The organism is uncultured Clostridium sp. (assembly GCF_910588715.1).
GTDB lineage: Bacteria > Bacillota > Clostridia > Clostridiales > Clostridiaceae > Clostridium.
On the sequence record NZ_CAJURG010000001.1, the window covers coordinates 42,148 to 62,468 of the forward strand.

Sequence of the window (20,321 nt, forward strand, 5' to 3'; positions counted from 1 at the left end):
TAGAATAGAATATATTAAGCAGAGATAGTATTTATGCTTAATATATTATAGTAAAGAGGGATAGTATGGAAAGCAAATTTTGTACCTATAAAAGAGTAGGATATTTAAGGCAAAAAGTAGCCAAGGAGTTAGGTATAGAGTTTACTGGAGTAATATACGCATCTCCAGGAGTGCTAAAACATATTATAAAGAGGCATGGTAGGCAATTAGATAGGCAAACTAGAAATGGTATCCTTGATTGGATGAAAAAAATATTAGAAGAACCTGACTATGTGGGCATTTATAAAAATGAAGGTGGACAGACTGCTGTAGAATTTATTAAGAGAGTTTATACTAATTTGCTTTTGGGGGTAGAGCTAGATGAGGAAAATCAATATATTTATGTAACCACAATGTATCCGATAACTGATAAAAAAATAGAAAACAGAATTTATAGTGGTAAGTTAATTAATATCAAAGGAAAAAAATAATTTATTTGATATAATTTTTGGTAAAATGTATAATATTAAGATGTAGATAGAAGAAGATTATTGAGGTGAGAAAGGGCTCCTCATGCGCTGAAGATTTCAGTAAACAGAGATGCAGGAAATGTCGACCTGCCAGTAATCAAAAATAGAAATTGAATTTATAAAAATGTTAAATTTTATAGCTTAATTATTAAGATGTACAAAAATATATCATTTAATTTAGTAATTATTAATAAGGAAAATTAATGGTATTTCCATAAGTTATATCATTAATTTTCTTATTCATTTAAGATTTAATAGATAATGAAATGCAAAAACTGGAGGATAAAAATGAAAAAAATAGCTGTAGTATTTAATGGTGGAACAATATCTATGAAGGTAGATGAAAGAATAAAGGCTGCTGTACCAAGTTTAACTGGAGAAGAAATAATGTCAATGGTTACAGGAATAGAAGAATTTGCAGAAATAGAATCTTATAGTTTTTCAAGTCTTCCATCACCACATATGACTTTTAAAACTATGCTAGACTTAAGTAAGTTTACAAAAGATTTATTAGAGAGAAGTGACATTGATGGAGTTGTAATAACTCATGGAACTGATACTTTAGAGGAAACAGCATACTTTTTAGATTTAACTATAAAAAGTGAAAAGCCAGTTGTAATTACTGGAGCTATGAGAAGTGGTTCTGAATTAGGCTATGATGGACCATCAAATTTAGCAGCATCAATTTGTACTGCTATTTCAGAAGATGCAAAAAATAGAGGTGTACTTGTTTGCTTTAATGGAGAATTAAATTCTGCATCAGAAGTTACAAAAGCAAATTCAATGGCATTAAATGCTTTTAGAACCCCAAATTTTGGGCCTATTGGAATAGTTGATAATAATAAGGTTATGTTTTATAGAGAAACTAAAAATACTGAAAAATATGATGTTAAAGAAATAAAAAATGATGTTGCATTAATAAAATGTGTTGCAGATATGGATTCATCTTTTATTGAATTTGCAATAAATAAAGGTTATGGAGGAATAGTTATTGAAGCACTAGGAAGAGGTAATGTTCCACCTAAAATGGTAGATGGAATAAAGTTAGCATTAAATAGTGGACTTCCAGTAATTATAGTTTCTAGATGCTTTGAAGGAAGAGTACATGAATCTTATGGATATGAAGGTGGAGGAAAAATGCTTAAAGATTTAGGAGTAATTTTTGGAGATACTCTTCCAGGACAAAAAGCAAGAATAAAATTAGTATTGGCAATAAATAGTGAAATGAATAAAGAAGAAATTATTGGACAATTTTAAAAATATAAATGGTACATAATTTTATTAAGTTAGGAAGAAATAAGATAATTTAAAGCTTTGTTTAATAATTTATATTTTAAAATTAGTATTTATATTTAAATATTAGTTTTATAGAAATATTTATTTAATTATTTGCATAGATAAAGAAGTTAATTATATATATCTTTATCTATGCATATTTTTTTATTTAAAAAATAAATGTTAACAATTTGTAAACAAAATGTTGACATTTAAACTAATAAAATTATAAACTATGATAATAAAAGAATTTTATATTGCGTTAATAGTCCATAGAAGGTAAGGAGAAAAATATGATTAGGAGCATGACTAGCTTTGGAAGAAGTAGCAGTGAAGAAGGAGAAAAAAGAGTTTTCACTGTTGAAATGAAAAGTGTAAATAGTAGATATTTAGATGTAAATATTAGAATGCCTAAAACATTAATTTCTTTAGAAGAAGAGATTAGAAAAATGATAAGTAATTCGCTTAACAGAGGAAAAGTTGATGTATTTATTAACTTAAAGAATTACAATGATGGCAGTGGGATTCCAAAGGTTGATATTAATTTAGCTCAAGGATATTTAAATTGCCTTAAGGAGATAGAAGCCAAATTAGGTGTTAAAAATGATATTTCAGTAATGCAAATTGCAAGATTTCCTGAAGTTGTTACTATAGTTGAAGAGGAAGATAAAATAGAAGTAGTTTGGCAAGAACTTAAACCTCTTATAAGTGATTCTTTAGAAATGATGACTAAAATGAGGGAAGTTGAAGGTGACAAGCTAAAAGAAGATATATTATCTAAGATTTCTATTATAGAGCAACTGGTTTTAAAGGTTGAAGAATTTGCAGATACTATCCCAAAAGCTTTTAAGTTAAAGCTTGAAGAAAGAGTAAAAGAGTTATTAGGAAACATAGATATAGATGAAAATAGAATTGCTATGGAAGTTTGTATGTTAGCAGATAAAGCAACAGTAGATGAAGAAATAATAAGACTTAGAAGTCATATAAGTCAAGTTAGAGAAACTTTAAACTTAAAAGAGCCAGTTGGTAGAAAACTTGATTTTATAGTTCAAGAAATGAATAGAGAAACTAATACTATTGGTTCAAAATCTAGTGATATCCAAATGACTAATATAGTTATTGATATAAAAAATATACTTGAAAAGATAAGAGAACAAGTACAAAACATAGAGTAAATAGGAGGATAGTAATGGGAATAAAATTGATAAACATCGGTTTTGGTAATATAGTTTCTGCAAATAGGCTTGTTGCAATAGTTAGTCCAGAATCGGCACCGATTAAGAGAATAATTCAAGAAGCTAGAGATAGAGGAATGCTTATTGACGCAACTTATGGCAGAAGAACAAGAGCTGTAATAATAACTGATAGTGACCATGTTATATTATCAGCAGTTCAACCAGAAACTGTTGCACATAGATTAGTAGCTAAAGATGAAACTGTAGATGAGGATGATGAATAATGCAAAATAATAGAGGACTATTAATTGTAATTTCCGGTCCTTCAGGTGCAGGAAAAGGAACAATATGCAAGGCGCTTTTAGAAAAGCGTGATGATTTATTTATTTCTGTTTCTGCAACAACAAGAAGTCCAAGAACTGGAGAAGTTGATGGAATAAATTATCACTTTTTGACTAAAGAAGATTTTATTTCTAGAGTGGAAAGCAATGATTTTTTAGAATATGCTGAAGTACATGGAAATATGTATGGAACTCCAAAGTTCAAAGTAGAAGAAATGTTAGCTGAAGGAAAGAATGTTATTTTAGAAATAGACATTCAAGGAGCTTTAAAGGTTAAAGAAAACTTTAGTGAGGGAGTGTTTATATTTATATTACCTCCATCAATGGAAGAATTAAAGCAAAGAATAATTAAAAGAGGCAGTGAAACAGAAGAATCATTAATGACTAGATTTAAAAATGCATATCAAGAAATAAACTATGTTTCTAAATATAATTATGCAGTAGTTAATGATGAAATTGATACGGCAGTTAATAAAATAGAAGGAATAATTGCCGCAGAAAAATGTAGAGTAGATAGAATAAAAGATACAATATTATTAGATTCTAAGGAGGGCTTAATTCATGAACAACTCTATGATTAATCCATCAGTGGTGGACTTATTAAAAAAGGTAGAAGATAGATATTCTCTAGTTATTGTAACATCAAGAAGGGCAAGACAAATAATAGATGGTAATGAACCATTAACTTCAAATCCTTCAAAGAAACCATTAACAATAGCTATCAATGAAGTAAATGAAGGTTTAATTAGTTATCATAAAAATAATGAAGGAATAAAATAATCATGAGTAAATGTGTTGTTATTGGCGTTACTGGAGGAATTGCAGTTTATAAGGCATTAGATGTAATTAGTGCATTAAGAAAAAAAGATATAGAAGTACATGTTATAATGACTGAAAGTGCAACTAAATTTGTAAACCCTCTAACATTCCAATCTATAAGTCAAAATATGGTTGTTACTGATATGTTTGCAGAGCCTAAGGCTTGGGAAATCCAACATATATCATTAGCTCAAAAGGCTGATTTAATGTTAATTGCTCCTGCAACAGCAAACATAATTGGAAAAGTTGCAAATGGTATAGCTGATGATATGTTATCAACAACTATAATGGCTGCATCTAAAGCTAAGGTGATATTTGCACCAGCTATGAATACTAATATGTATCAAAATAAAATAGTTCAAAATAATATAGAAAAGTTAAAAAACTTTGACTATGATTTTATTGAACCAGCTAGTGGAAGATTAGCTTGTGGAGATGTAGGAATTGGGAAACTTGCAGATGTAAATACTATTGTAGAAAAAGTATTATCTGAATTAAATGATAAGAAAAAGGATTTAGAGGGAAAAAAAGTTTTAATAAGTGCAGGACCAACAATTGCACCAATTGATCCAGTAAGATATATAACTAATAGATCAACTGGAAAAATGGGATATTCTATAGCTAAAGAGGCAAAAGATAGAGGTGCAGAAGTTGTTTTAGTTTCAGGACCTACTAATTTAAATCCACCTAAAGACGTAAAAATAATAAACATAAAAACTAATGAAGAAATGAAAAATGAAATTTTTAAGTATTTTGATTGGGCAGATATAGTTATTAAATCAGCAGCAGTTGCAGATTATAAGCCTAAGGAATACAGCACAGAAAAAATCAAAAAAGGTGAGGGAGATTTAAATCTTTCTTTAACTAGGGATAATGATATATTAAAATCTTTAGGAGAGATAAAAACTCACCAAGTTTTAGTTGGATTTGCAGCAGAGAGCAATGATGTTTTAAAGAATGCAGATAAAAAGCTAAAAAATAAGAATTTAGATTTTATAGTTGCAAATGATATTACAGCTTCTGATACTGGATTTGGTAGTGATGATAATAAAGTAGTTATTCTTTCAAAGGATAATGAAAAGTTAGAGCTAGAAAAAATGAGTAAAATAGAAGTTGCAAGTAATATATTTGACATGATTTTGAAAAAGCGCTAATTGCGCTTTTCTTTATATATAACAATCTTATTTAAATTTAATTATTCAATGAACTCTTATGAGTTTAAATTTAATTGTGAAATTTTTTGTAGCAATTAATATGAAGTGAGGGTGATAAATTGAATTTATATGCAGAAATAATATTAAATTCAGATGCATTAGAAATTGATAGACCTTTTACATATAAGATTCCAGTAGAACTTAAAGAAAGAGTTAAAATTGGGCAAATAGTAAAGGTTCCTTTTGGAACTAAAAATAAAACATCAGAAGGTTTTGTGCTTGCATTAAAAGGAGAAGAAGAAATTGATAAAAGTTTCAGAGTGAAAAAAGTTGCTAGCATAGTAACAGATGAACCTATTATTGATAAAAATGATATTAAGCTTATTTATTTTTTAAGAGAAAAATATTTATGTAAATATATTGATGCTTTTAGGTTACTTATTCCTGTTGGAATTATGAAAGGTGCTAAAAGTAAAAGTAAAAAGGTAGTAGTCTTTAAAAGTGATGATTTAAGTTCTATAAAAAACTCAGAAGGTTATATAGAAATTATAAATTTTTTAAAAGAAAATTCAGGGAAGTATACAAAGACTGAACTTATTAACAATAATTCAATTTCTAAGTATAAATTAAATAAATTAATAGAAAATGGATTATTAGAGGTAGAAGAAGAAATTGTTTTTAGGTATAATAATAGAACTTATAATATAGATTTTGAAAAAGAATTAACAGCTCAGCAAAAGCAAGTATTAGACGAATATATTAATTCTAGTGATAATTTATTTTTACTTAAAGGTGTTACTGGTTCTGGTAAGACTGAAGTATATATGAGAATGGTTGAAGATGCATTAAACAAAGGTAAGTCTGCAATTGTATTAGTGCCTGAAATTTCTTTAACTCCCCAAATGATTGAAAGGTTTAAGGGGAGATTTGGAAAAGATGTTGCATTATTTCATAGTAAGTTATCTGATGGTGAAAGATTTGATGAATGGTTTAGAGTAAAGTCTGGAAAAGCTAAGCTTGTAATAGGGGCAAGAAGTGCTACTTTTTTACCAGTAAAAAACTTAGGCCTTATTATAATTGATGAAGAGCATGAAAACACATATAAGTCAGATCAAAATCCTAAATATCAAACTAAGGAGGTTGCAGAATTTTTAAGTAATCAAAAAGGATGTAAAGTTGTTTTAGGAACTGCAACTCCAACTATAGAGACCTTTTATAGAGCTTTAATAGGTGAACTTAAATTATTAGAATTAAATTCAAGAGTTGATGGCAAAGCTATGCCACCTATGAAAGTAGTAGATATGAGAAATGAATTAAAAAGTGGAAATGCATCTTTATTTAGTAGGGAGTTATTTAATGAAATTAAAGAAAAGCTTTCTAAAAAAGAACAGATAATATTATTTTTAAATAGAAGAGGTTTTTCTACTTTTGTATCATGTAGAAGTTGTGGTTATGTGTTTAAGTGTGAGGAATGTGATATTTCTATGACATATCATAGAAATGGTCTTCTTGTTTGTCATTATTGTGGAAAAACAAAGAGTACTCCAAAAAAATGTCCTAAGTGTGATAGCAAATATGTTAAATTTTTTGGAGCAGGAACTCAAAGAGTTGAAGAAGAAGTAAAAAAGTATTTTAAAGAGGCTAAGGTTTTAAGAATGGATGTAGATACTACAAGAAGCAAAGATTCTTATGAAAATATCTATAATACATTTAAAGATGGAAAGGCTGATATTCTTATAGGAACTCAAATGATTTCAAAAGGACTTGACTTTAAAAATGTTACACTTGTAGGAATATTAGCAGCAGATATGTCAATAAATATACCAGACTATAGAGCTTCTGAAAGAACTTTTCAAATAATTACACAAGTTGCAGGAAGAGCAGGAAGAGGAGAAAAGCAAGGTAATGTAATAATACAAACATATACTCCAGATCATTACAGCTTAAAATATGCTATTAATTATGATTATGAAGGTTTTTATGAAAGAGAGTTTACAGTTAGAGCATTAATGAAATATCCTCCTTTTGGAAAGATATTATTAATAAATGCTATATCTAAAAAAGAGGATTTATTAAAGCAATTTATGCATAAAATATCTAATGGAATAAAACTATTAGTAGAAAAGGAAAAAGATATAGATGTTTTAGGGCCGATACCTTGTTTAATAGCTAAAGTTAAAGAAAATTATAGATGGCAAATTGTGATAAAAGGGGAATTTGAATCAGAATTTGCTAAAAAAATTAAAGAATTACTTTATGATAAGAGCAATAACGTATATAATGATATACGAATAAGTATGGATATAAATCCAAATAATTTATTCTAGGAGGAGATAAAATGGCAATTAGAACTATTAGAACTATAGGAGACGATGTTTTAAGAAAAAAGTGTAAAGAGGTTACAGAAATAACTAAAAGAGAAATAACACTTATTAATGATATGATAGACACTATGTTTGAAGCAAATGGTGTTGGATTAGCTGCTCCACAAGTTGGTATACTTAAAAGAATATTTGTTATAGATGTTGATGATGAAAATGGAACAATGGTATTTATTAATCCTGAGATTTTAGAAACTAAAGGAAGCCAATGTGGCGAAGAAGGATGTTTAAGTGTTCCTGGAGAATTTAGTGAAGTTGAAAGACCAAACTACGTAAAGGTTAAAGCACTAAATGAAAAAGGTGAAGAATTTATTTTAGAGGGAGAAGGATTATTAGCAAGAGCTGTATTACATGAAAATGATCATTTAAATGGTGTTTTATATGTAGACCTTGCAAATTAGGAGGAATGTATAAATGAAAATTGTATTTATGGGAACTCCTGATTTTGCTGTTCCATCTTTAGAAGCTTTAATAGAAAAGTATGGTGTAGAGGCTGTTTTTACACAGCCTGACAGACCAAAGGGAAGAGGTAAAAAAATGGCCTTTTCTGCTGTTAAAGAAGTAGCTGTTAAGCATGATATAAAAGTCCTTCAATCAGAAAAATTAAAAGATGATAGAGAAGCGATAGAATATTTAAAGGAACTTAATCCAGATTTTATAATAGTTGTTGCTTTTGGGCAAATATTAACTAAAGAAGTTTTAGATATTCCAAGGTTTGGTTGTATAAATTTACATGCTTCGTTGCTTCCTATGTATAGAGGAGCAGCTCCTCTTAATTGGGTTATAATAAATGGAGAAAAGAAATCAGGTAACACAACAATGCTTATGGATGTTGGATTAGATACTGGAGATATGTTATTAAAAGATGAAGTAGAAATCACTGAAAACATGACAGCAGGAGAATTACATGATATATTAATGGTTAGAGGTGGAAATCTTTTAATAGAAACAATTGAAGGAATCGTAAATGGAAGTTTAAAAGGTATAAAGCAAGAGGGTGAAACTTGCTATGCAAAAATGCTTTCTAAAAATACTGGTAAGATATCTTGGAATAATAGTGCTTTAGATATCCATAATTTAATTAGAGGGCTTAACCCATGGCCAATTGCACATACTACATACAAAGATGAAAATATGAAAATATATGAATCTGAAGTTTTAGCTGAAAATAGTAGTAAAGAACCGGGAACTATATTAAGTGTCAATAAAGCAGGAATTAAAGTTAGTTGCAAAGAAGGTATTTTACTAATTAAAAAAGTTCAATTCCCAAATGGAAAGCCATTAACTATTGAACAATATATAAATGGAAAAGATATTGAGGTTGGTTATAAAATGGTATAAAATGGAAGGTGATGTTTTGTGTTTATTCCAGGACTTTATTTTGACAGAACTATAATTTTGTTATTGCCTGCAATGATAATTGCATTTTGGGCACAATCAAAGGTAAGTAGTACTTATAAAAAATATAGAACTGTAAGGACTATGAATGGATATACAGGAGAGAAAGTTGCTAGAATGATACTTGATGCAGCGGGGCTTTATAATGTTCCAGTACTTGAAACTAGTGGAGAATTAACAGATCATTATGATCCAAGAAGTAGAGTAATAAGATTGTCTAGAGATATTTACTATGGAACAAGTATAGCATCAGCAGGAATAGCTGCTCATGAGGTAGGTCATGCAATTCAACATCAAGAAGCTTATAAGCCTTTAGTTTTAAGAACATCTATTGCTAGGGCTGTTAATTTTAGCAGTCAGGCATCAATATTAATTTTCATGATTGGTTTACTTTTTAGTATTCCATTTCTAACAAATTTAGGTATTGTATTTTTTACTGTGGCAGTAATTTATCAATTAATAACATTACCAGTAGAATTTAATGCTTCAAGAAGAGCACTAAATATATTAGAAAATAGAAATATATTATATGGTAATGAAATTAATGGAGCAAAAAATGTATTAAGTGCAGCAGCGATGACATATGTAGCAGCTGCGTTAATGTCAATTTCACAATTAATAAGACTAATTGCAATTAGCAATAGAAATAATGATTAAGAGGTAACGTATGAATAGTAGAGAAGTAGCATTAAACATAATTAATAGAGTTTTAATTGAAGGAGCATATTCTAATTTAGTTTTATCTAATGAATTAAATGAATCAGATTTAAACGAAAAAGATAGAGCTTTAGTAACAGAGCTTGTTTATGGAACTATAAGAAGAAAGAAAACATTAGATATGATAATTTCTAATTATATAAAAGACATATCTTTAATGGATGAAAGAGTGCTAAATATTTTAAGAATGGCTATATATCAAATGCACTTTTTAGATAAAGTTCCAGAATTTGCAGCATGTAATGAAGCAGTTGAACTTGCAAAGCAAATTTCAGTTCAAGACTCAAAGTTAGTTAATGGAATATTAAGAAGCTATACTAAAAATCCAGATGATATGGATGTAAAAGATAAAATTGATAGATTAGTATATCAATACTCTTACGAACCATGGTTTATAAGAATGATATATAAGCAATATGGAGAAGAAAACGGAAGAAAAATATTAGTTGGATTAAATGCAACTCCAAAGGTAACTGTTAGAGTTAATGCAAGTAAGGCAGACTATGATGAAGTTTATGAAAGATTAGAAGAAATGGGTTATGATGTAGAAGAAGGATATGCTTGTCCAGAAGCTATAATAATAAAAGGTGGAAGTTCTATCGAAAATAATGATTTATTTAAAGAAGGACTAATCACAGTTCAAGATGAAAGTGCAATGCTTGTATCACCTCTTTTAGATTTAAATTCTGGAGATGTTGTTTTAGATCTTTGTGCCGCACCAGGAGGAAAAACAACTCACATAGCAGAATTATTAGAAAATGAGGGTAAAGTACATTCTTTTGATTTACATGAAAATAAATTATCATTAATAAATGAGAATTTAGAAAGATTAGGATTAAATAACGTAGAAGTAGAAGCTATGGATGCAACAAAATTAGATCCTAAATATGTTTCTTATGCTGATAAGGTATTAATAGATGTACCTTGTTCAGGACTTGGTATAATAAGAAAGAAACCAGAAATTAAATGGAATAAATCTAGAAAATCACTTAAAGATTTAGTACCAACTCAAAGAGAAATAATGGAAAATGCTTGGACATATTTAAAAAATGGTGGTACTATGATTTATTCAACTTGTACTTTAAACACTGAGGAAAATCAAGATAATATTGAATGGTTCTTAAATAAACATAAAGATGCAAAAATAGAAAAAATATTCTTAGGAAATATGGATAATTTAATTTATAATAAAGATGGTTCTTTAACAATATTACCAAATGAATATATGGATGGATTCTATATTGCTAAGATTTCTAAAAAGTAGTAGGTGAACAAATGTATAATATTTTAGATTTTACATTAGAAGAGTTACAAAATTGGATGAAGGAAAATGGTGAAAGTGCTTTTAGAGCAAAGCAAGTTTTTTCTTGGATTTATAAAGAGGTATGGACTTTTGATGAAATGAAAAACATACCAGGAAATTTAAAGGAAAAGCTTAAAGAAAACTTTACTATTGAAATTCCTAAAATTATAGAAGTATATGAATCTAATGTAGATGGCACTAAAAAGATGTTATTATCAATGAAAGATAATAATTTAATCGAATGTGTTCTTATGAAATATAAACATGGAAATTCAATTTGTGTATCTACTCAAGTAGGTTGTAGGATGGGGTGCAAATTTTGTGCCTCTACAATTGGGGGTAGAATAAGGGATTTAAGTTCTGGCGAGATACTTTCAGAGATAATGGTTGCTCAAAAGTTCTTAGGAGAGAGAATTTCAAATGTTGTTTTAATGGGAAGTGGAGAACCTTTAGATAATTATGATAATGTAATTAAGTTTTTAAACTTAGTTAATGCAGAATATGGATTAAATATAGGTCAAAGACATATAACATTATCTACATGTGGAATAGTACCTAAAATAATAGAACTTGCAAATTTAAATTTAAGCATTACATTAGCAATTTCATTACATGCTTTTAGTGATGAAAAGAGAAAAACTATAATGCCTATAGCTAATAAGTACAGTATTAATGAAATATTAGAAGCTTGTAGATATTATATGAATAAAACTGGACGTAGAATAACATATGAATATTCTTTAGTATCTGGTGTTAATGATGGAAAAGAAGATGCTAAATCTTTAGCAAAATTATTAAAAAATATGAATGGTCATGTTAATTTAATTCCAGTCAATGAAATTAAGGAAAATGAGCTAAAAAGACCTTCTAAAAAAACAATAGAAGCTTTTGAGGAAATATTAAAAGCACAAGGGATTGAAGTTACAGTAAGAAGAGAAATGGGTACAGATATTAATGCTGCTTGCGGACAGCTAAGAAGAAGTTATATAGATACTCAAAAATAAAGGGGAGATTTTAAAATGGTGGGTATAAAAAGTGATGTAGGTATAGTTAGAGTTTTAAATGAAGATTATGCCTCATATATTGAAGAGGATGATTATAAGTTATATATAGTAGCTGATGGTATGGGAGGTCATAATGCTGGAGAAGTAGCTAGCGAAATGGCTGTAAATGCAGTTAAGTCATATGTAAAATATAATTATAAAAATTATGGTGATGATGTTCTTGAAAGAGCAATAATTTTTGCAAATGAAAAAATATACGATAAAGCAAGGGAAGATTCAGAATATAAAGGTATGGGAACTACTTTAGTTGCTGCATTAGTATATGAAAATAGAGTTATTGTTGCTAATGTTGGAGATAGTAGTTGTTTTGGAATTGATAATAATGATATTATTAAAATTACAAAAGATCATTCTTTAGTTCAAGAGCTTATAGACTGTGGAAGCATAACTGAAGAAGAAGGAAGAAATCATCCAAAGAAAAATGTTATAACTAGAGCATTAGGAACAAGTAATTTAGTTAAAGTTGATATATTTAAAATAGATATAAATATCTATAATAAATATTTGTTATGTACAGATGGATTATCTAATGAAGTATTAAAAGAGGAAATACTAATGGAAATAAATGATATTAGTGACTACAATACTGCCTGTGACAAGTTAGTTTTATTAGCCAAAAATAGAGGGGGAAGAGATAATATTACGGTCTTGCTATTTGGAGGAGAGGTGTAGAAATGATTGGTGAAGTATTAGGTAACAGATATGAGCTGATAGAAAAAATAGGAGAAGGTGGAATGGCAATAGTCTATAAGGCTAGGGATAATAAGTTAAATAGATTAGTTGCTGTAAAAATCCTAAAAAAGGAATTTGCCAATAATAAAGATATTTCAGATAAATTTAAGAAAGAAGCAACAGCTTTAGCTAATTTTTCAGATGCTAATATAGTTAATATATTAGATGTTGGACACGAGGAAGAAGGAAATATTGATTATTTTGTTATGGAATATGTTAGTGGTAAAACACTAAAAGAATTAATAGTTGAAAATGGAAAATTAAATTATACAGTTTCTATTGGAATAGCAACTCAAATAGCAAAAGCTTTAGAATGTGCACATAAAAATAATATTATTCATAGGGATGTAAAACCACAGAATATATTAGTTACAGAAAGTGGAATGGTAAAGGTTACTGATTTTGGAATAGCTAAAAGTTCAACATCAGCTACTATAACTAATACTACAACAATAATGGGATCAGCACATTATCTATCCCCAGAACAAGCTAAAGGTACATTTATTGATTTAAGATCAGATATTTATTCTTTAGGAATAGTTTTATATGAAATGGTAACAGGGATACTTCCCTTTGATGCTGAATCACCAGTTACAATTGCATTAAAGCATATCCAATCAGAACCAATTGATCCTAAGAAGTATGCACCTTCAATACCAGATGGATTAAATAATTTAATAATAAAGTGCATGAGCAAAGAACCTATAAATAGGTATCAAAATTGTAGAGAGTTAATAAATGATTTACAAAAGATAAAGGAAAATCCAAATACATCTATTAATGCAAAAATGAAATATGATGATGATAGAACAATTATAATGGAACCTATTAGACCTGAAAGTATTGTAAACACAGATGTTAATGTAGAGCGTAAAAAATCATCATATACAAAAGCTGATTTTGAAAATGATGAAGACGAAAATGAAGAAGAGCATGAAGAAGATTTTAGAAGTTCAACAACTAATTTAAAGAAAAATAATAATAGTAAAAAAAATAATAATAATAAAAATAAAACTATTATAATAATAGGTGCCATAGCTATTGCAGTTTTATTAATAGGTGGAATTGCATTTGGTTATAAATCATTAACTGGTGGAAATAGTAGTATAAGCAGTAGTAAAACGGTGCCAGTCCCTGATATAACTGGAATGACAGTAGAAAATGCTACTAAAGAATTAAAAAAGGTAGGATTAAAAATTAAAGTTGTAGAAACTATCGAAAGTGATAAAGAGGAAAATACTATAGTAGAAATGAATCCGGTAGCAGATACAGAAGCTAAAAAAGGTGATACTATAGAAGTGAAAATTTCTGGTGGTTTATCTAAAGTAATTGTTCCTGATTTAAGAGATTATGACGTTAATTATATAAAGGACTTATTAAAACAAAAGGGTTTAGATTGGAATATTAATTATCAATATAGTGAAAATATTAAATCAGGATATTTAATAAGTCAGTATCCAGAAAGAGATAGTGAAGTTGTAAAGGGAAGTGTAATTGAACTTACTATAAGTCAAGGGAAAAAAGAAAAATTTGTATCAGTATCTAATTACTTAGGACAAAATGTAGATAATGCAAAGAAAAATTTAGAATCTTTAGGATTAACAGTTATACTTAAAGAACAATCAACTGATAAAGAGTCTGAAAATGGAATTGTATTAAGCCAATCTCTTGAAAGTGGAACTAAGATTTCTGCAGGTGCAAAAATAACTTTAACTTATGGAAAATATACTCCACCTAGTGATATAGATGTTAGTCAATATTTAAGTGTTGGTATGTCTTTAGCTGATGCTACTAGTGCTTTAAATTCAGCAGGAATATCCTATTCTATATCAGGGGCTAATGTAAGTGGAAGTGATATGAGCTTATATGTTGTAAAGGGATTTACTAATAAAATTAAACAAGGCGAATCTGTTAAAATTCAAGTTGAAAAAATAAAAGTTCCTGAACAGGTTAAGCCAAATGAGCCAAATGAACCAAATGAAGATAATAAAGAACCTACAAATCCAGAAGGTGGGGATGGAACAAATGATGGAAATAATAAACCAGGGGATACAGATGTTTCAAAACCAGGTGATGAGGATTCTGAAGAAGTAGGTGCAGGTGTAAATTCAGGAGGTAATAATACTAAACCTGGAACAAATAACTCACAAAACACTAATACAAAGCCAGGATCAAATAATTATAATTCAAGTACTGATTCTGGAGTTTCTACAGATGTAAATCAAAAGGAAGAATCAACAGACAATAATTCTAAAGAGCCTGTAGCAGATAATTATACTATAAATACTGATAATGGAAATTTATCAGATGAAAATTCAAAGGAAGATAAAAATAAAACTGATTCAAAAACTGAATAAGACAATTAAGAAAATAAGATTGCTTTAAATTAAGCAATCTTATTTTTAAAACTTTTTTAAATAAAATATTGCATTTATTTAAAAATATTGTTTATTATAAATAAGAAGAGTAAAAAGTTTGGAGGTATTATGAAAGGAAAAATAATCAAAGGAATTGGTGGATTTTATTATGTGAAAACTGATGATGGGTTAATAGAATGTAAGGCAAGAGGTAAGTTTAGACATAAAGATATGAAGCCCTTAGTTGGAGATAATGTAGAGATATTAATAGATAAGGGTAAGGGAGTTATTTGCGATATTAACGAAAGAACTTCTGAACTTATTAGACCTACAGTAGCAAATGTAACACAAGCATTTGTTGTTTTTGCTATAAGGAATCCAGATATTAATTATGATTTATTAAATAGATTTTTAGTGCTATGTGAGCATAATAACATAAAAGCAATAGTTTGTTTAAATAAGGTTGATTTAGTGTCAGATGAACAAAAGGAAATAGTTAAAGAAAAAATAAATGCTATTGGATATGAAGTATTATTCATTAATGCTAAAAAGGGTTTAGGAGTTGAGTCATTAAGAGAAAAACTAAATGATAACGTAACAGTTTTATGTGGTCCATCAGGAGCTGGAAAATCAACATTAATTAATACCTTAACAGAAAGATATCATATGGAGACAGGAGAAGTTTCTGATAAAATAGGACGAGGTAAGCATACTACTAGACATAGTGAACTTATAGATGTAGAAAATGGATACATAGTTGATACCCCAGGTTTTTCAACATTAGAAGTAACTTTTATTGAAAAAGATGATTTGAAATATTGTTTTCCTGAATTTGATGAATATAATAACAAATGTAAATTTAGAGGCTGTATGCATCATAAGGAGCCTAGTTGTGCTGTAAAAAATGCAGTTGAAGAAGGTAAAATTAATAATTTTAGATATGAATTTTATATAAGAACTTTAGAAGATATAATTAATGGGAGGAAGTATTAATGATTAAAATAGCACCGTCTATATTATCAGCAGATTTTTCAAAATTAGGAGAGGAAATAATAAACTTACATAATGCAGGAGCAGATTTTATTCATATTGATGTTATGGATGGAGAATTTGTACCTAATATTACATTTGGTATGCCTGTAATAAAGGCTATAAGAAACAAGACAGATAAAGTTTTTGATGTACATTTAATGATAAATAATCCTCAAAGATATATTGATGAATTTATTTTAGCTGGAGCAGATATAATAACTTTACATTATGAAGCAGAAAAGCATTTAGATAGAGCTATACAATATATTAAATCTAAAGGGGTTAAGGCTGCTATTGCTTTAAATCCAGCAACACCAACAATGGTTTTAAAAGATATAATTGCAAATTTAGATATGGTTTTAATAATGTCTGTTAATCCAGGATTTGGGGGTCAAAAATTTATACCGTATTCTTTAAATAAAATTAGAGAAGTTAAGGAAATGGCATTAAAAGCTAATAATCCTAATATTTTAATTCAAGTTGATGGTGGAATTGATAAAAATAATGTTAAGGATGTTATTGAAGCTGGTGCTAATGTTATAGTAGCAGGATCTGCAGTTTTTGGTGATGGAAATTTAGAGGAAAACATTAAGGCTTTAAGAGGATAGACATGAATTGTTTAATAGTAGCTGGAGGGGTTAAACCAAAAGAAGAAATTATTAAAAGTTATTTAGATAAATGCAAGTTAATAATTGGAGTAGATAAAGGTTGTAATTATCTTTTTGAATCTAAAATAAAACCAAATTATATTGTAGGTGATTTCGATTCTTCAAATTTAGATATAGTAGATAAATTAGTGAAAGATGGAGCTGTAAAGTATAAGTATAGCTGTGAAAAAGATTTTACAGATTCAGAAGAGGCCTTTGAGCTAGCAATTTCTAAAAACGTAGAAAAGATTATTTTTTTAGGTTCAACAGGAGAAAGATTTGATCACACATTAGGTAATTTAGGTTTATTATTAAAAGCTTTAAATGCAGGAGTATTTGCAGAAATCGTTGATGATAGAAATAAGATGTTTTTAGTTAATAAAAATACTATTATTAAAAGAGATAATAAATATAAATATGTATCTTTTTTAGCTTATGATAATACAGTAGATGAGTTTAGCATAATAGGAGCTAAATATGAATTAGATAGATATATTTTAAAAATTGGGGATTCTAGAACTGTATCTAATGAATTTTTAACTGATGAAATAAAATTAAAACTTTCTAATGGTACTTTGCTAGTAATATACTCCAAAAATTAAAATAAAAAAATTAAAAAAATAGGCACTACTTCTTAGTTCTTTGCATAATATGTATAGTAAGGAGTGGTGTTTTTATTTTAAATAAACACTAAATTTAAATGTTTAAACAATGGAAAATGAATGGGGGGTTAATTTTGAAAATTGTTGCTATCAAATTACCAAAATTTTTATCATCTATAATTAAGTTTTTTAAAAGGAAGTAAGTACATAGGAGAAGATTAGCAAATGCTATTAAGGATAGAATTCCTTTAATTTATACATTATTAAATTTTTAATAATAAAAAAAGCAATTGAATTATTCAATTGCTTTTTTTATTTGAACTTATATTGCTCTTTCAACCTTACCAGATCTTAGGCATCTTGTACAAACGTGAACAGTTTTTGGTGTTCCGTTAACTAAAGCCTTTACTCTCTTTATGTTAGGAGCCCAAGTTCTCTTAGATTGACGATGTGAGTGTGAGTATTGAGTTCCAGATACTACACCTTTATTACAAACTTCGCATCTTCTTGCCACTTGAAAACACCTCCTTATGTTTGAAGATAATTTCTCTTCAATAGGACAAAATAGATTTTAACATAGGTTATATAAAAAATGCAAGGCTATTTCAAAAAAATATTAAAAAAAATTATATTATGTTGTTAAATAGCGAATGAATAGGATAAATTTACTTGAATTAATATAGTAACTAATATACAATAATTTATATGGAAAGATAAAAAGGAGGGTTTTCTATGGTAGGATATTCAAATGACCTTGGAAGTATACATTACTCTGAAGAAGTATTAGGGAAGATAGTAGGGTTATCAACAATGGAGTGTTATGGTGTTGTTGGGATGGTTTCTAAAAACGCTACTGAAGGCTTATGGGAGTTAATGAGAATTGAGAATTTAAGCAAAGGTGTTAAATTAAGGTTTAATGATGAAGATAAATTAATAATAGAATTATCAATAATGGTTGAATACGGAACTAAAATTTCTGTAATAGCTAATAATATAATTCAAAAGGTGCGTTATAGTGTTGAAAATTATACTGGACTAAAGGTAGCTTCAGTTACAGTTAATGTTCAAGCGGTAAGAGTCTAGGAGGGAACAGGATGAAATATGATAGAATAAACGGCCAGGATTTTTATAATATGGTCGTTAATGCTAGTAATAGATTATTAGAAGAAAGTGATTTTGTTAATGCGTTGAATGTTTTTCCTGTACCAGACGGTGACACAGGAAGTAATATGTCAATGACTTTTAAAGCTGCTGTAAAAGAAATAGAAAATTTAAATTCAGAATCTATTGGAGAAACTTCAAAAAAGTTAGCTAAGGGTGCTTTAATGGGAGCAAGAGGTAACTCAGGTGTTATCTTATCTCAAATTCTTAGAGGTATTTCTAAAGGATTAGAAGGCAAAACAACTGTTAACAGTACTGAATTTGCAAATGCTTTTTTAGAAGGAAGTAAAGCAGCTTACAAAGCAGTAATGAAACCAACGGAAGGTACTATTCTTTCAGTTATTAGAGCTGCAGCAGAAGGTGCTGTAAGAAGTAATAAAACTGATATAGTTGAGCTTTTAGGAGAAGTAGTAGTTGAATCAAAAATAATGTTAGATAAAACTCCAGATCTTTTACCGGCACTTAAAAAGGCTAAAGTTGTAGATTCAGGTGGGATGGGATTATATATAATCTTACAAGGAATGTATGATGCATTAAAAGATGGAATAAAAGCAGAAATAAAAGATATAGCTTCTAAAGCATCAACTGGAACAGGAGCTCAAGCTATAGAAGATATAGATATTAAGTTTGGATACTGTACAGAGTTTATAATATTAGGAGATGCATCTAAAGCTAAGGCATTCCAAGATGAAATTGAATCTTTAGGCGATTCTATGATAGTTGTTGGGTATGATGATGTAATAAAGGTACATATTCATACTAATGATCCTGGTTTAGTATTATCTAAGGCAGTAACAGTAGGTGAATTATCTAAAATTAAGATAGACAATATGAGAGAAGAGCATAGAGAAGTTTTAATGTCAAATGAGGAATATGCAGCAGGAAAAGTTGAAGAAGTGGAAGAGGAATCTTTAGCAGAAAAGAAAAAGTACGCTTTTGTTTCAGTTGCTATGGGAGAAGGAATAACTCATGTTCTTAAAGATTTAGGTGTTGATTATGTAATTGAGGGTGGTCAAACAATGAACCCTTCAACTCAAGATATGATAGAATGTATATCTAAGTTAAATGCTGATCATATATTTATTTTACCTAATAATAAAAATATAATAATGGCAGCAACTCAAGCAGCAGAAATATCAGATAAAGATGTTAGAGTTATACCAACTAAGAGTATTCCACAAGGTATTACTTGTATCACTATGTTTAATGCAGAACATGAAGTTGATGAAAATGAGGCTGCTTTAGTAGAAGCATTAGAACTTGTTAAGACAGGCTCTGTAACTTATGCAGTTAGAGATACTGAAATGGATGGAATTGAAATTAAAGAAGGTAATATGCTTGGACTTATTGAAGGAAAAATAAATAAAGTTGGAGATGATTACTTTAAAGTTGCAGAAGATATTTTAGAATCTATGGTAGATGAAGATAGTGAACTTATAACTGTATTCTATGGTAAAGATGTAGATGAAAGTAAAGTAGAAGAGTTTACAGAAAAATTAGAAGAAAAGTATGAAGATTGTGATGTACAATTATATAAGGGAGATCAACCTTTATACTACTTTATAATGTCTGTAGAATAATTATTTTTAAAAGCACAAGGAGAAAACTTTCTTGTGCTTTATTTTTTTTATTTGATATTATAAAATTATATTTA

The 20,321-nt window shown here is 28.5% G+C and carries 21 protein-coding genes; 20 read left to right on the top strand and 1 reads right to left on the bottom strand.

Features of this window, described 5'->3' with window-relative positions; all coding sequences use genetic code 11:
* Positions 1–65 precede the first annotated feature (65 nt).
* From QZ321_RS00210 to QZ321_RS00295, 18 genes are all read left to right on the top strand, one after another.
* On the top strand, positions 66–470 hold the full coding sequence (locus tag QZ321_RS00210; RefSeq protein WP_291748065.1) for a PBECR2 nuclease fold domain-containing protein: 405 nt from the start codon (positions 66–68) through the stop codon (positions 468–470).
* Positions 471–797: 327 nt separating this feature from the next.
* Positions 798–1,766, top strand: a complete 969-nt coding sequence (locus QZ321_RS00215; RefSeq protein WP_291748063.1) for an asparaginase — start codon at positions 798–800, stop codon at positions 1,764–1,766.
* A gap of 311 nt (positions 1,767–2,077) precedes the next feature.
* Positions 2,078–2,959: a YicC/YloC family endoribonuclease gene (locus tag QZ321_RS00220; RefSeq protein WP_291740555.1), complete on the top strand. Its 882-nt coding sequence runs from the start codon at positions 2,078–2,080 to the stop codon at positions 2,957–2,959.
* A 14-nt stretch (positions 2,960–2,973) separates the two neighbouring features.
* Positions 2,974–3,243: an extracellular matrix/biofilm regulator RemA gene (remA, locus tag QZ321_RS00225; protein WP_291740554.1), complete on the top strand. Its 270-nt coding sequence runs from the start codon at positions 2,974–2,976 to the stop codon at positions 3,241–3,243.
* Positions 3,243–3,881 (top strand): guanylate kinase, encoded by a 639-nt coding sequence (gmk, locus tag QZ321_RS00230; RefSeq protein WP_291740553.1) that lies wholly within the window; start codon positions 3,243–3,245, stop codon positions 3,879–3,881. Before remA ends, gmk begins: the two co-directional genes overlap by 1 nt.
* A complete protein-coding gene (rpoZ, locus tag QZ321_RS00235; protein WP_133014227.1) occupies positions 3,862–4,080 on the top strand; it encodes a DNA-directed RNA polymerase subunit omega in 219 nt (72 codons plus the stop codon). The genes gmk and rpoZ overlap by 20 nt, the downstream gene beginning before the upstream one ends.
* 2 nt (positions 4,081–4,082) lie before the next feature.
* Entirely contained in the window at positions 4,083–5,273 is a 1,191-nt protein-coding gene (coaBC, locus tag QZ321_RS00240) for a bifunctional phosphopantothenoylcysteine decarboxylase/phosphopantothenate--cysteine ligase CoaBC (RefSeq protein WP_291748056.1), read from the top strand.
* A gap of 119 nt (positions 5,274–5,392) precedes the next feature.
* A complete protein-coding gene (priA, locus tag QZ321_RS00245; RefSeq protein ID WP_291748053.1) occupies positions 5,393–7,600 on the top strand; it encodes a primosomal protein N' in 2,208 nt (735 codons plus the stop codon).
* An 11-nt stretch (positions 7,601–7,611) separates the two neighbouring features.
* Complete coding sequence (gene def / locus QZ321_RS00250) at positions 7,612–8,055, top strand: peptide deformylase (protein WP_291748050.1); 444 nt, start codon at positions 7,612–7,614, stop codon at positions 8,053–8,055.
* A gap of 13 nt (positions 8,056–8,068) precedes the next feature.
* Entirely contained in the window at positions 8,069–8,995 is a 927-nt protein-coding gene (fmt, locus tag QZ321_RS00255) for a methionyl-tRNA formyltransferase (RefSeq protein ID WP_291748047.1), read from the top strand.
* An 18-nt stretch (positions 8,996–9,013) separates the two neighbouring features.
* A complete protein-coding gene (locus QZ321_RS00260; protein ID WP_291740541.1) occupies positions 9,014–9,709 on the top strand; it encodes a zinc metallopeptidase in 696 nt (231 codons plus the stop codon).
* A gap of 10 nt (positions 9,710–9,719) precedes the next feature.
* On the top strand, positions 9,720–11,033 hold the full coding sequence (rsmB, locus tag QZ321_RS00265) for a 16S rRNA (cytosine(967)-C(5))-methyltransferase RsmB (RefSeq protein ID WP_291748044.1): 1,314 nt from the start codon (positions 9,720–9,722) through the stop codon (positions 11,031–11,033).
* An 11-nt stretch (positions 11,034–11,044) separates the two neighbouring features.
* Positions 11,045–12,076 carry a 23S rRNA (adenine(2503)-C(2))-methyltransferase RlmN gene (gene rlmN, locus QZ321_RS00270; RefSeq protein ID WP_291740535.1) on the top strand — a complete coding sequence of 344 codons (1,032 nt, stop codon included), beginning with the start codon at positions 11,045–11,047 and terminating at the stop codon, positions 12,074–12,076.
* 15 nt (positions 12,077–12,091) lie between these two features.
* Positions 12,092–12,808, top strand: a complete 717-nt coding sequence (locus QZ321_RS00275) for a Stp1/IreP family PP2C-type Ser/Thr phosphatase (protein WP_291740532.1) — start codon at positions 12,092–12,094, stop codon at positions 12,806–12,808.
* Between the two features lie 2 nt (positions 12,809–12,810).
* Positions 12,811–15,225: a Stk1 family PASTA domain-containing Ser/Thr kinase gene (pknB, locus tag QZ321_RS00280; protein WP_291740530.1), complete on the top strand. Its 2,415-nt coding sequence runs from the start codon at positions 12,811–12,813 to the stop codon at positions 15,223–15,225.
* Between the two features lie 129 nt (positions 15,226–15,354).
* The gene (gene rsgA / locus QZ321_RS00285; RefSeq protein ID WP_291740528.1) at positions 15,355–16,218 is read left to right on the top strand and encodes a ribosome small subunit-dependent GTPase A; all 864 of its coding nucleotides are present in this window, start codon (positions 15,355–15,357) and stop codon (positions 16,216–16,218) included.
* Entirely contained in the window at positions 16,218–16,865 is a 648-nt protein-coding gene (gene rpe, locus QZ321_RS00290) for a ribulose-phosphate 3-epimerase (protein ID WP_291740526.1), read from the top strand. The genes rsgA and rpe overlap by 1 nt, the downstream gene beginning before the upstream one ends.
* Positions 16,866–16,867: 2 nt before the next feature.
* Positions 16,868–17,506, top strand: coding sequence for a thiamine diphosphokinase (locus QZ321_RS00295; RefSeq protein ID WP_291748039.1), 639 nt, complete (start codon positions 16,868–16,870; stop codon positions 17,504–17,506).
* Between the two features lie 322 nt (positions 17,507–17,828).
* On the opposite strand, the gene rpmB is transcribed toward QZ321_RS00295, so the two are convergent.
* Positions 17,829–18,020: a 50S ribosomal protein L28 gene (gene rpmB, locus QZ321_RS00300; protein WP_005213497.1), complete on the bottom strand. Its 192-nt coding sequence runs from the start codon at positions 18,018–18,020 to the stop codon at positions 17,829–17,831.
* A gap of 218 nt (positions 18,021–18,238) precedes the next feature.
* Between rpmB and QZ321_RS00305 the strand changes: the two genes are divergently transcribed.
* Positions 18,239–18,589, top strand: coding sequence for an Asp23/Gls24 family envelope stress response protein (locus QZ321_RS00305; protein ID WP_195988894.1), 351 nt, complete (start codon positions 18,239–18,241; stop codon positions 18,587–18,589).
* Between the two features lie 11 nt (positions 18,590–18,600).
* Positions 18,601–20,247: a DAK2 domain-containing protein gene (locus QZ321_RS00310; RefSeq protein WP_291748035.1), complete on the top strand. Its 1,647-nt coding sequence runs from the start codon at positions 18,601–18,603 to the stop codon at positions 20,245–20,247.
* The last annotated feature ends 74 nt before the right edge of the window (positions 20,248–20,321 follow it).

What these genes read in the sequence shown, in the direction of transcription:
- QZ321_RS00210 (WP_291748065.1), top strand. Translation starts at nt 66, where the DNA reads ATGGAAAGCAAATTTTGTACCTATAAAAGAGTAGGATATTTAAGGCAA.
- QZ321_RS00215 (WP_291748063.1), top strand. Translation starts at nt 798, where the DNA reads ATGAAAAAAATAGCTGTAGTATTTAATGGTGGAACAATATCTATGAAG.
- QZ321_RS00220 (WP_291740555.1), top strand. Translation starts at nt 2,078, where the DNA reads ATGATTAGGAGCATGACTAGCTTTGGAAGAAGTAGCAGTGAAGAAGGA.
- remA (WP_291740554.1), top strand. Translation starts at nt 2,974, where the DNA reads ATGGGAATAAAATTGATAAACATCGGTTTTGGTAATATAGTTTCTGCA.
- gmk (WP_291740553.1), top strand. Translation starts at nt 3,243, where the DNA reads ATGCAAAATAATAGAGGACTATTAATTGTAATTTCCGGTCCTTCAGGT.
- rpoZ (WP_133014227.1), top strand. Translation starts at nt 3,862, where the DNA reads ATGAACAACTCTATGATTAATCCATCAGTGGTGGACTTATTAAAAAAG.
- coaBC (WP_291748056.1), top strand. Translation starts at nt 4,083, where the DNA reads ATGAGTAAATGTGTTGTTATTGGCGTTACTGGAGGAATTGCAGTTTAT.
- def (WP_291748050.1), top strand. Translation starts at nt 7,612, where the DNA reads ATGGCAATTAGAACTATTAGAACTATAGGAGACGATGTTTTAAGAAAA.
- fmt (WP_291748047.1), top strand. Translation starts at nt 8,069, where the DNA reads ATGAAAATTGTATTTATGGGAACTCCTGATTTTGCTGTTCCATCTTTA.
- rsmB (WP_291748044.1), top strand. Translation starts at nt 9,720, where the DNA reads ATGAATAGTAGAGAAGTAGCATTAAACATAATTAATAGAGTTTTAATT.
- rlmN (WP_291740535.1), top strand. Translation starts at nt 11,045, where the DNA reads ATGTATAATATTTTAGATTTTACATTAGAAGAGTTACAAAATTGGATG.
- QZ321_RS00275 (WP_291740532.1), top strand. Translation starts at nt 12,092, where the DNA reads ATGGTGGGTATAAAAAGTGATGTAGGTATAGTTAGAGTTTTAAATGAA.
- pknB (WP_291740530.1), top strand. Translation starts at nt 12,811, where the DNA reads ATGATTGGTGAAGTATTAGGTAACAGATATGAGCTGATAGAAAAAATA.
- rsgA (WP_291740528.1), top strand. Translation starts at nt 15,355, where the DNA reads ATGAAAGGAAAAATAATCAAAGGAATTGGTGGATTTTATTATGTGAAA.
- rpe (WP_291740526.1), top strand. Translation starts at nt 16,218, where the DNA reads ATGATTAAAATAGCACCGTCTATATTATCAGCAGATTTTTCAAAATTA.
- QZ321_RS00295 (WP_291748039.1), top strand. Translation starts at nt 16,868, where the DNA reads ATGAATTGTTTAATAGTAGCTGGAGGGGTTAAACCAAAAGAAGAAATT.
- QZ321_RS00305 (WP_195988894.1), top strand. Translation starts at nt 18,239, where the DNA reads ATGGTAGGATATTCAAATGACCTTGGAAGTATACATTACTCTGAAGAA.
- QZ321_RS00310 (WP_291748035.1), top strand. Translation starts at nt 18,601, where the DNA reads ATGAAATATGATAGAATAAACGGCCAGGATTTTTATAATATGGTCGTT.